Here is an 11734-nt window from a genome sequence, read left to right as displayed (position 1 = left end):
TTTTTGTCTCATTTGAGATCCCATCTCACCCAAAACTAATTAATCGAGGTGCCCGAAGGTGAGTGCTTAAAGAATTACGAGGGGCGCGATGTGATTCTGCTATTTGATCCTGATCGCATTCTTGAAATGCGTACTTATGCACAAACAGACAACGGCACCCTAGGTGAGTTTCTTGGTTACATCAAAATGATTAATTTTGAAGGACTTGATCTTAGTGAAGACCAACTTGAGACAGGCAATTTTTCTCTGGAAAATCTTAAAGCTATTCTTGCTAATATCAGAGCAAATATGAAAGCGGCAGATGAATATAATCGCCGCATGAAAGCTAAAGCTGTCGTTTTCAGAAAAGATCTTATAAACAGAAAGTTGAAGAAAAAGAAATAAACGATTCAGCAGCCATCTGGACGGCTAGATTGACCACTGACTCTAAATACTTTGAAGAAGAATTAGAGGGAAGACCCAAGTCTCCTACACCCAAATAAATATTCGCATTTGTAAACGGATGGAACAACTCATTCCATCCGTTTTTGGTGGTGAAAGTAGCTTTAATCCAAGTATTCCCAGGAATAAAAAGCTGATAATAGTTACCGAACTTTGCACTGACAAGCTCTTATAAACCATTTGTTTGTTATTAGCTGTGTTTGTGCTTATGCCACAAGTTTGGAGACGAAAAGAAATCATGACATCGCTTGAAAAGCCAGAACGCTAACGTGAAAAGCCAGAACGCTAATGTATTTGAAGGCTATGAGCGTGCCATCTCTCCCAGAAAGTCACCTCAATATGGCAATCTCACAAAGTACGAATGATCTGATCAGCAATTACAGCCTACTCGCAACTGTTTAACGTATTCTGCTCAGTTATGACCTTTGCTTGCTTAGCGACGTACAAGTGCGCCACGAATTTGAAAACAAGAAAAATCCGCGCCATGAATTTGAAAGTGCAATCTCTAAAGAAAATTCGCGCCACGAATTTGAATAATTTCAGTCCTTCCCGAAGACTGAAAGCTACGGTTTGCAGAGGTCTTAGCGCAGGTAATTAAGAAACTTGGTAGTGTTGAACAAGCTTACGCCACGAATTTGAAAACGAGGGAAATCTGCGCCATGAATTTGAAAGAGCTAAAATGTGTGTAAAACTGGGCTATGCGCCACGAAATTGAAAGCCGCGCCATTTTTCGTGAAAACGTACAAATAAATTGGCGCAGTTAGTTTGACGATGCGTAGGGCAGTGATGCATTGCTTCTTGGAGGAAGCGTTTACACAAGAGTAATTTGCCTCTCATATTTCTTGCTCAACGCAGTGGATGCGACGCTAGTGCAAAATCAAAATAGCGTGATGGGTGGCACTTACTAAATTGAGTCAGCCAAGCATCGGATGGTGATATGGAGCGACAGCAAGCCAAAACATCGGTCACCAATCCAGAAATCTACCGGACTAACCAGTGCAAGTAATTTGACAGCAGAGCAAAACAGCGTGACCGTTGACAAGGAGGAATTTCACTTCGAGATTGCGCCATTAATTTTCGAATCTGGGTGAATTTTGTGCCATCAATTTGCGAACCTAAAATTTGTGCCATTGATTTGAGAACAAAGGACTATGCAGTAGATCGCTAGATCGGTTGCAATGCATCAGGTTCGGTCCTTCAATGTGTTTTCAGATGAGCAAGCAAGTATCTGTGCCACTGATTTGTGAACCAGCCCAAATTTGTGCCACTGATTTACAATCGGCTATTCGACCTCAAAAAAGCCGATTGTGCCAGCAATTTGCGAATCGTGCCATATTTTTTGATTATTCACAAAGGCTTTTAAGCATTTTCAAAACGTGAAAAATCGAAGGCGGCACTCGGACTCGAACCGAGGGTGAGGATTTTGCAGACCCTTGCCTTACCACTTGGCCATGCCGCCAGATATCTAGCTATTTCCAATCATACCAAACTAGGGGGACGAGTTTTGGCTTTAAATTACTTTGTGCCAAACAGCCGATCGCCCGCATCGCCCAATCCTGGAATAATATAGCCGTGTTCGTCCAGTTTTTCGTCGATCGCTGCTGTGTAAATCGCAACGTCAGGATGTTGATCGTGGAAGTGGGCAATCCCTTCGGGAGCCGCCAATAAGCAGAGAAACTTCATGGATTTTGGGTTGGTTTGCTTGAGGCGCTGTACGGCTGCGACGGCTGAGTTGCCCGTTGCCATCATCGGATCGACGACCAGCATATCTCGTTCTTCGATGTCATGAGGCACTTTAAAGTAGTACTCGATCGGTACCAGCGTTGTTGGCTCCCGATACAACCCCACATGCCCCACTCTTGCAGAAGGAATCAGTTGCAAGATCCCATCCAAAATTCCTTGTCCGGCTCGCATAATTGACACCACGACCAGCTTTTTGTCTGCTGCCAGGATGGGGGCTTGCATAGCGGCCATAGGTGTTTTGATGGAGCCATACTTTAGCGGCAGATCTCGTGTCACCTCGTAAGCCAACAACATGCTGACTTCGGTCATGAGCGATCGAAACTTGGCGGTGCTGGTTTCTACCCGACGCATCAGGGTGAGTTTGTGTTGGATCAGGGGATGGTTGATGACGGTGACTTGGGGCATGTAGGAGGGAGGACGGAGGAGGGAGGAGGGATGAAGGATGAGCGGCAGGAGGTTGCTGAATCTTTTGGGTTGATTTGGGATTCGGGAGATAACTTTAGAAGACAGTGCCGTCGCTTTCGATTTGGAGGGGGGGAGGGCCGCCAGGTCTTAGGGTTGCGGCGATTTTGCGTCCGGCTGTCCAGGTGCCGCCTTGTAGAATTTTGACGAGGGGGAGGTCGGCTTCGGTCAGGGTGAGTTGTTGGCGCAGGGTGATGGCGATCTGGTCGAGGAGGCAGACCGTTAGGGCACGCCATTCGATGATGACTTCTGAGCTGGGGGCATGTCGCTGGTGCCAGATTTCGTCATTTTTGACTTGTAGGAGTCCCAGGTCGAGACACAGTCCGCCGTTGCGGTATTCAGGTAGCCCGGTCATTTGGTTGAGGTCGGTGATTTCTAGACCGAGTTCCTGTAGAGGTTCTAGTAGAGAATAGGTGAGCCACTGAGAAAGTTTGTGAAAGGGGACTAGCTGGCTGGAAGGGTCTACATTGGGCAGGGCGGAATGGTGCCAGACATCGCCTAGATTGACTTCTGAGAGGGTAATTCGTCCGGGCCAGATTTCGCTCAGTCCTTGCAGAATGGCACTCAAAACTGTGGTGGCGGATAGCTTGTCTGAGGGCGCTTGCTTTAGCAGATAATCCACCAGATTGCCAGGACGCGCTTCTTGACCAAACAATTCAGGAGCGTTTTGTAGGGTTTGACCTAATTTTTGCAGGAGTTGCGATCGCCCTTCCAGTCCAACTAATGGATTTTCGGTCGTTGCTTGAAACCCGATCGCGAGGGATTCGGCGGTCACCTGTTGGAGGGCTGTAGCATCGGTTTGATAAGAGTTGTCTGGATTGCTGGAGAATGCGCCCTGACAAAAGAGATGAAAGCTGGCAATGGCTAATCCTTCTGATCGTCCCCAGACTTGTCGGGTGTCTGATTCAAAATAGTGCCAGCGATCGCCTGCTCCCGCATCTAGTAGCACACTGGGAATGACGAGATCGAATTTTGCTTTGGCTTTTTCGAGTTTGGACAGATTTTCTAGAGCGCGATCGAGTCTGTCTACCCGTGAAATATCTCCAACTTCAAAGTGTCGCCAACGGCTGTGAAAGGGAATTTTTAGGTCAGGATACTGTTCTTTTGTCACCTGTAACACGTAGTCAGCCACCCGATCTAACTGCGTCAAATCACAGCGAAAATGCTGCAACTGATCGGATTGTGCCAGTGTGAACAAGATGCCGCAGCGATCGCGAATGGTCTGGGGAGAACGCAGGAGGGCGATCGGAGAGCGATCATCAAGCTGAACGGTTTGCATGGGGAAGGCGATCAAATTGACCCTGAGTGGAACCCATTGTACCTCAGAAGTTCCAGGCGATTTGTCAGGGATGAGGAATGTGATTGGAACTGGTTTTAACGAGACGTGAATTCGACGGAATCTTTCGCTGCGGTTGCAGATCCGGGAACGCCCCCTAACCCTCCATTCTGGCGGACTTTGAATCGTTGGTTTCCCTTCGCATTGGGGGCACACCCCGTGATTTAGCAATGCTCGATTTCCAGGGGGCGATCGATTCGATTGGTAGCGTTGGATCGTGAAGAGCAATGCAGCAGATCACGCGCAAAGGCGTTGCTAATTAAAGAGATGAATCTGTGCTGTGGGAAGTGTCCATCTTTTCGCCCCCTAAATTCCCCATGCTGGGAGACTTTGACAAAGGAAAGATTTCCAAAGTTCAAAGCCATGACGACGGCTCAAAGTCCCGCATTTTTGGGGGATTTAGGGGGCGAAGGATCTGTAGCCTTAACAAATTGATAATGAAAGATCAACTTGGTATTAGACCAGTTGTTATACCAGGTTGAAAATAAGTTGCAACCAATTGATCAGTCAAACTTAGTCAAAATCCCCCATTCTGGAGGATTGTAGGAGCGAGGATCTGTAGCAAGTAACCGCTGATTTGGGATTACGCATGGCGGAATTTCCCTCTTGGTAGAATGATCAGATCTAACAAGAGTAGGGAGCTTTGAACCAAAAGTCCTCTCCTAAAGTCCCCCAGAATTGGCCGCTTGGGGGTAGAAGCTCTGAAGGACGCGGTTTGAGAGGCTGTTTTTAGCTGTTGATTCAACCTACTTTGGACAAGCTTTATCGGGCAGCCCGAAACAGCAAAAATCCCGCCGCGGTCAGTCCCAGAGCCGTTGGCAACCAAGCAGCCACGTAGGGAGATAGCACTTGTAGCAGCCCCAAAGAATCGCAGATAAAAGAGAGCAGATAGTAGGTGAAGATAATAATCACACTAATTGCAAAACTTGTACCCCTGCCGCTTCTGCGTTGAGGACTGGTTCCCAGAGTCGCCCCCGTCAGACCAAATACCAGACACACAAACGGAAAAGCCAGCTTCTGGTTGATACGAAGCCGCACCTTTTGAGACTCTTTCTCATCACCGCTCTGGGTTACGATATCCAACGAATTGCGTAGCTCTGCAATATTCATCTCGGCAGAGTCTTGTTTGCGGTTTGCCAGATCGAGCGGTGTGCGGGGGAGTTGAATCTGTTGACGCTCAAACTTGAGAATGTTGCGATAAGAACCGTTGGGGTCAATGATGTAGATCGTACCGTTGGCAAAGTCCCACAGATTCTTGACGGGATTCCAGGCGGCTGACTCGGCGGCGACAATTTGGTTTAACCCGTTTTGAGAAAAATCCAGTACCGTTAAGCCTTTCATCTGACGACCATCAAACCGTCGTGCGTAAAAGATGCGATCGAGAACCTGCTCGGTTTCGCCGTCTGCCGCTCTGGGTTTACGAAACTGCTGAACGAGAATATTTTTGCGCTCTTTGAATTCGGGTTGTTCTTGGTTGAGGGCCCGATCGAGTGTCAAAGAAGCTTGATAGTTCGCGGCGGGCACGATCGCTTCGTTAAAGCTAAAGGTCAAGGCAGTGACGAAAAGACTCAGCACGATAGTCGGCGCGATCAATCGATAGACACTGATCCCCGCACTCCGCAGCGCAATCAACTCACTGTCAGTCGAAAGTCGGCTATACACCATCAACGTCGCCAACAAAGTCGCCATCGGAAACGCCAAACTGACGAAATAGGGCATCCTCAGCAAAAACACCCGGAAGGCCAGTGAGAAAGGCAGTCCCGCTTCGGTTACTTTGCGAATCAGATCAAATAGCGCCCCAACCGACACCAAAATCGAAGAAAATGCCGCAACTCCAAACAAAAAAGGAGACGTAAGCTGACTGGCGATATAGCGATCGAGTACCGACAACCCCAACAGCCGCCGTACGGGACGAAATGAATTTTGCTGAGATAGTCCTGGCGACATGGGCGGGGAAGTGAGGAGTGAGGAGTGGTCAGGGTTGGAAGTTGTCTCCGAGGTAATATTGTCTGACTAAGGGGTTGTTGTAGAGTTCTTCGGCGTTGCCAGAGGCGAGGATTTGACCGTCGCGCATGATGTAGGCTCGATCGGTGATAGCCAGCGTTTCTCTAACATTGTGATCGGTGATCAGAATTCCCATTTGGCGATCGCGCAGTTGAGCGACGATTTCTTGGATTTCGGCGACAGCGATCGGGTCAACTCCGGCAAAGGGTTCATCGAGCAGCAGAAATTTTGGGCCTTCAACTCCTGATGCTAACGCTCTGGCTAATTCTGTGCGGCGACGTTCTCCTCCGGAGACTTGAATCCCTAGTGTAGAAGCGACTTTTTCGAGCCGAAATTCTTTGAGCAGACTGCTGAGGCGATCGTTCCATTGCCATTGAGGGACGTTGGTCTGCTCCAGCACTAATTGAATGTTTTCCTGAACAGTGAGATATCGAAAAATGCTTGCCTCTTGCGCCAGATAGCCGATCCCCAATTTTGCTCGCTGGTTAATGGGCAGAGCGGTAATCTCACGATCGTTGAGCCAAACCCGTCCGCTGTCTGGTTTTTCTAAACCTGTGGTGATATAGAAGGTCGTGGTTTTTCCGGCTCCGTTGGGCCCAAGCAGTCCGACGATTTCTCCTTGCGAGACCGAGAGGCTGACTCGATTGACGATCGCCCGTGGCCCATACGACTTATGAATATTCTCTAGTACAATCCTCACAAACTCGCTCCTTCAAATAGCCCAACCGGGAGTCTGGGATGTCTCCGTGGCTCCATTCATTCCTGAGTGACAATTTTCTCTTAATTAAAAGATTCTAGCGCTTGGTAGAAGCGGGTGTCTGAAACTGTGGCTTTGAGTCAAAAGGAGCGGCGGCGGCGGGTGGAGGAGCGGTGGGGGCAGCAGCAGACGGGGCAGCGGGGGGCACAGGCGGCACATCTTGAACCAGATAAATCGCTTCGACCTGCTTGTTGGAGTCTGGCAGCGCCTCAAATCGCCCCTCATTGACCAGGTAGGTAATTGTTTCACCCCGCAAACTGTTGCCCTGTTGCAGCACGTAGACATTTCCAGTCAAGACAATTCGATTTTCTTTGCTAAAAAAGACAGCCTGGGCGGCCGTAGCTTGAATCTGGCGAGACGGATAGTTGATCTGGACGTTTCCTCTGGCGACGACGACTCCAGTTTTGGCATTGGCCACGGTGCTATTGGCCCGCAGCGTCAAGGGTTGAGAAGGTGCAGCCGCTTGAGCAACGGCCGAGCCAGGGCGAGTAGGAACGGCATCAGCAGCCCGATCGACCACAGCAGACCCGATCATCAACGTTGCAGACAGCAGCAGGGCCAAGCGCTGAAATGAGAAGCGGAAGACGGGTAAGAATGTCATGATGGCTACAGCAAGCAGAGGATAGAAAGCGGCGTAAACTTGGCGAATCGTCTCGAATATATCACTATCAGCAGGTTAATCACTCTTACCTGAGCGCGACAGATGCAGTTTTTGGCAGACGACCCCTTGCGGGTATCTCAAGGAGATCGACTCCCATACATGACGTGCGACAGATTGAGAAGTTGCTCTACTGTATCAAGTCACTCTACAGCCGATCGCGCCAGCTTCTGGATTGTTGGCTGACGAAGGAAGACTTTCTGCGATTCGTGATCAGAATCCGCGTCAAAAGAAGGTGTCAATACAATATCTTGAACGCAGTTGCTTCCGGCTAGTTGCAAGGCTGAGAGAAGTTCGACGGCTCGATCGACCAGATCTCCAACATCGATCCCGGCATGGTCTTCTGGATATTTGCACAGTCGATTGGCACCTTCTCCCAATAAAATGACTGCCCCATGCCAGTTTTGGTTACCTAGGTGGTAGAGGGCGACCGCGATCTGGAGAATTCCCTGGTAAAAATTTTTCTCTAAGGGAGGGGCTTCGATCCAGATGGCTTCTAGGGTGTCGTGACAAGCATAAAACTCGCCCTGATTAAACTGTTCAACCCCTTGCCAAAACTCTTCAGGTATGTCGCTCATGGGTCACTCAGGATCGCAAATTAAATAAGATCGTTTATCGCCAAGCTACTTCGCCCCCTAAATCCCCCATTCTGGGGGACTTTGAGATCAAAAAAATTCTGGAATTCAAAACGGGTTCGAGCTTCAAAGTCCCCAAATTTGGAGGATTTAGGGGGCTGCAACCCATTGAAACGAAGCCAAAATCAACTGACCAAGCACATTTAGAGAATTTTAGGTTAATAAATTCGCGCCACTCAGCAATAAAGGCAGATTGACGAATAGAGTGGTGCCTTGCCCTTCTCCCGGACTTTCTGCCCAAACAGTGCCCTGATGAAGCTCGACGAGATGACGAACGATCGCCAACCCCAATCCTAGCCCTTGACTGATTGTCGTGTCGGACGCTCCCTGCTGAAACCGCTCAAAGATATGAGGTAAAGTATCTGCCGCAATGCCGCGCCCCGTATCGATGACTCGAATCTGAGCTTGCGTCTCTACTGTGTCTAGCGTGACTTCGACTCGGCCGCCCGAAGGAGTGAACTTAATCGCATTTTGCAGCAAATTGCCCAGCACTTGATTTAGGCGATCGACATCTCCCATCACTGTAACTGGAGCGAGGCGAGACGTAATCTGAATGTTTTTTTCCTCAGCAGAGAGCTGAATGGCGGTGATCGCCGTGTCTATCAGCAAATTCAGATTGAGGGGTCGAGTCTCCAACTTGATCTTGCCACTTGTAATGCGGGCGGTATCGATCAAACTTTCGATTAGTTGAGATTGCGATCGGGCACTGCGTTCGATCACATCCAACGCGCGAGTGGTTTTTGCTTGGTCGAGTCTATTCAGCTTGAGCAGTTGAACGTAGCCCAAAATAGCGCTTAGTGGATTGCGGAGTTCGTGGGAGACGGTGGACAAAAAGACATCTTTTTCTCGATTGGCATCTTCAGCGACGTTTCGGGCAGATTCTAGAACGGTCGCGCCGCGCTTGAGATCGTTGATATCGATCAAAATCAAGACTGCGCCATCAATTTGATTTTCGATCGTGCGGTATGGGCGAATTCGCAAGTTGTACCAGTGTCCGTCCTGGGTTTGCAATTCAAACTCCTGGACAGTGAGCGTCTCAATCACCTCGACGATCGCTCGTTCTAGATTGGGAATATCAAGATTGGGTCGAATGTCGTTAAAGGGTCGCCCAATATCAGTGGCAATCAGATTAAACAGGCTCTGAGCCATTGGGGTAAAGCGCCGAATTCGCAGATCGCTTTCGAGCATGACGATCGGAATATTGATTCCAGCCAGCAGATTTGTCAGATCGTTGTTGACTTGATAAAGGGCCAGATTGCGGCTGCGAAGCTCTTCGTTGGTGGTATTGAGTTCTTCATTGGTCGCTTGAATCTCTTCTTTTGCTGTCTCAAGCTCCTCATTAGTGCTTTGCAACTCCTCATTGCTCGACAAAATTTCCTCGTTGGCGATGCTCAAGTCTTGATTGACATTTTCATGCTCCTGAACGATCGCTTGCAGATATTCCTGAGCGATCGTGCGCTCCTGGTTAGCGATTTCCAGCGATTGTCGAAGCTGAATCACTTCTCGCTCTAAGTCTGTCTGTTCTAATTGTGGGGAATCGATGATCAAGGGTGCGATCGCAGGTGCAACGGGTTGAAATAGCACGAGAAAATAAGGTTCATCGGCGATCGGCGCTCTAAAAGGAATCACCTCAAGATTGACCAAGCCGGAATCTGCATCAGCGTCAATTTGTAGTCCGTTTTTTTGAGCGGGAGCATTCTGACTTTTGGCTTGATAAATGGCGGCTTGCAGCCCGACAACCAGCCCTTCTCGCACCATTTTGAGCAAATTTAGGCTGGCTTTTCCGGGGGCAAATCTGAGATAGCGGCTGGTTTCTCCTCGAATCTGTAAAACCTCTAACTTGGAATTGATCAAGACTCCGCTCGGAGCAAACCGTTCTAAAGTAATGCGATCGGCTTCTTTGAGCAGGTCAAATGGCGCGATCGGTGATCGATCGATCGATCACCGATCGGCTGATGGGCAGTGTCTTTGATCATGGGATACTTGCTCGTGACAAACGAAAAACTGGGGCGAGTCGCTGTCAGCTTTTTAGAATAAATTTTGTACTTGCGATTCTCTAGCCCAAACAAATCAGAAAACTGACCAATACTCTCAGACGTGCCCAGCAGCAAAAAGCCATTTGTCCTGAGTCCATGATGAAAGATGGGAATCACCTGCTTTTGCAGCGTCTCGCCCAGATAAATCAGCACGTTGCGACAGCTAATCAAGTCGAGGTGAGAAAACGGCGGGTCACGGCTCAAATCTTGTCTGGCAAAAATACACCGTTCTCTGACAAGCTTACTGATCTGATAGCCACCTTCGACCTCAAAAAAGAACTTGCTGCGCCGCTCTGGTGAGACATCCGCCATCTGACTCTCGCGATAAACGCCCGATCGAGCCGTATCGATCGCCCCTTGACTAATATCCGTTGCAAAAATCTGAATTTGAGGATTGATCCCGGCATCCTGCAAAAATTCTAAAAGGCAGATGACGATCGAGTACACTTCTTCACCCGTCGAGCAGCCGGGTATCCAGATCCGAATCGGGGAGTCAGCTTTGTGTCGCGTGATCACCGGAAACACTTGCTTTTTGAGCGCTTCAAAGGCTTCGGGGTCACGAAAAAAATGCGTCACATGAATCAAAATTTCTCGATAGAGCGCCTCGACTTCAGTAGGGTTGTCTTGCAAATATTGGACATAATCCTCTAGCCGTTCCAATTTATAAACCAGCATTCGTCGCTGAATCCGGCGATCGAGCGTCTTGGGCTTGTAGTGCGTAAAGTCAACGCCCATGCGCGATCGCAGCAGCCCAAACAAGGTAGACAGCGCATCTTCACTATTTGGCAAAGAAACCACCGTTTGCAGCGGAGCCGAGACAAAGGGGTGACGGCTGAGGTTGGCCAGTTCTGCGGCGATCGCGCTCGGAGTCATCACAAAATCGACATGCCCAGTGGCGACGGCGGTATTCGGCATACTTTCGTTTTTCGCCGTTCCTTCACATTGAGCAAACGTCACGCCGCCTGCTGCTTTGATTGCGTCAATGCCCACCGATCCATCTCCATCGCCACCCGACAAAACGACCGCGATCGCAGTGTGTCGTCGATCCAGGGCCAATGATGTAAAAAAAGCGTCAACCGGAAGATAAGTCCCCCGAATTTTTTCACGCGGCATCAGTCTCAGTGCCCCTTCTACCAGCGTCATCTTAGTATTGGGCGGAATGATATAAACCTGATTGGGTGCAACGATCGTGCCGTCTTGCGCCTCACTCACAGGCATCAAGGTCGTTTTGGTCAAAAGCTCAGTGAGCAGGCTCTTTTGATAAGGCGCTAAATGTTGGATCAGCACAAATCCCATGCCTGTGTCGGTTGGCAAATGACTCAGCAACTCACTAAAGGCTTCTAAACCGCCTGCCGAAGCGCCAATCCCGACGATCGCAAAGCGTGCGGATGAATCCGAATCATCTCCAGAAGCCACTTGAGAAGAATCAAGCTGAGAGAATTCGGAGAAAGAATCAGAATTCATACAATGCAACGAAGATTGAGGCTAGAGCGTCGCCTCTCTAACTTGAAGGGTGTCTTCACATTAGCGGATATGAAGCCAGGAAGCTGTGTTTTGTTTTTGACGTGAATTCGATGGAGTTTTTTCGCTTCGTTGTAGAAGGATTCGCCCCCTAAATCCCCCAATCTGGGGTAGGGTTGATTTATTCTATGGGAAGGAAAT

General features: G+C 49.1%; 9 protein-coding genes and 1 tRNA gene. 1 reads left to right on the top strand and 9 read right to left on the bottom strand.

What is annotated here, in order from left to right; translation table 11 throughout:
- Positions 1-48: 48 nt before the first annotated feature.
- Positions 49-384 (top strand): hypothetical protein, encoded by a 336-nt coding sequence (locus ACKFKF_RS32090; RefSeq protein ID WP_446871454.1) that lies wholly within the window; start codon positions 49-51, stop codon positions 382-384.
- A gap of 1445 nt (positions 385-1829) precedes the next feature.
- Here the strand turns inward: ACKFKF_RS32090 and ACKFKF_RS32085 are convergent.
- From ACKFKF_RS32085 to ACKFKF_RS32045, 9 genes are all read right to left on the bottom strand, one after another.
- Positions 1830-1900: transfer RNA gene (locus tag ACKFKF_RS32085), tRNA-Cys, on the bottom strand.
- Between the two features lie 56 nt (positions 1901-1956).
- Positions 1957-2589 carry a uracil phosphoribosyltransferase gene (upp, locus tag ACKFKF_RS32080; protein ID WP_446859326.1) on the bottom strand — a complete coding sequence of 211 codons (633 nt, stop codon included), beginning with the start codon at positions 2587-2589 and terminating at the stop codon, positions 1957-1959.
- A gap of 94 nt (positions 2590-2683) precedes the next feature.
- Positions 2684-3925 carry a URC4/urg3 family protein gene (locus tag ACKFKF_RS32075; RefSeq protein ID WP_446871452.1) on the bottom strand — a complete coding sequence of 414 codons (1242 nt, stop codon included), beginning with the start codon at positions 3923-3925 and terminating at the stop codon, positions 2684-2686.
- 819 nt (positions 3926-4744) lie between these two features.
- Positions 4745-5929: an LptF/LptG family permease gene (locus tag ACKFKF_RS32070; RefSeq protein ID WP_446859324.1), complete on the bottom strand. Its 1185-nt coding sequence runs from the start codon at positions 5927-5929 to the stop codon at positions 4745-4747.
- A gap of 28 nt (positions 5930-5957) precedes the next feature.
- On the bottom strand, positions 5958-6686 hold the full coding sequence (lptB, locus tag ACKFKF_RS32065) for an LPS export ABC transporter ATP-binding protein (RefSeq protein WP_446859323.1): 729 nt from the start codon (positions 6684-6686) through the stop codon (positions 5958-5960).
- A gap of 94 nt (positions 6687-6780) precedes the next feature.
- A complete protein-coding gene (locus ACKFKF_RS32060) occupies positions 6781-7344 on the bottom strand; it encodes an LptA/OstA family protein (RefSeq protein ID WP_446859322.1) in 564 nt (187 codons plus the stop codon).
- Between the two features lie 200 nt (positions 7345-7544).
- A complete protein-coding gene (locus tag ACKFKF_RS32055) occupies positions 7545-7979 on the bottom strand; it encodes a DUF309 domain-containing protein (RefSeq protein ID WP_446871451.1) in 435 nt (144 codons plus the stop codon).
- 210 nt (positions 7980-8189) lie between these two features.
- Positions 8190-9890 (bottom strand): ATP-binding protein, encoded by a 1701-nt coding sequence (locus ACKFKF_RS32050; protein ID WP_446871449.1) that lies wholly within the window; start codon positions 9888-9890, stop codon positions 8190-8192.
- Positions 9891-9913: 23 nt separating this feature from the next.
- Entirely contained in the window at positions 9914-11536 is a 1623-nt protein-coding gene (locus tag ACKFKF_RS32045) for a chemotaxis protein CheB (protein ID WP_446871448.1), read from the bottom strand.
- Positions 11537-11734: the final 198 nt, after the last annotated feature.

This window comes from Phormidesmis sp. 146-12, from assembly GCF_052939495.1.
Note: the sequence above shows the minus strand (reverse complement) of the source record. Positions and strands in the feature narration are given on the sequence as shown.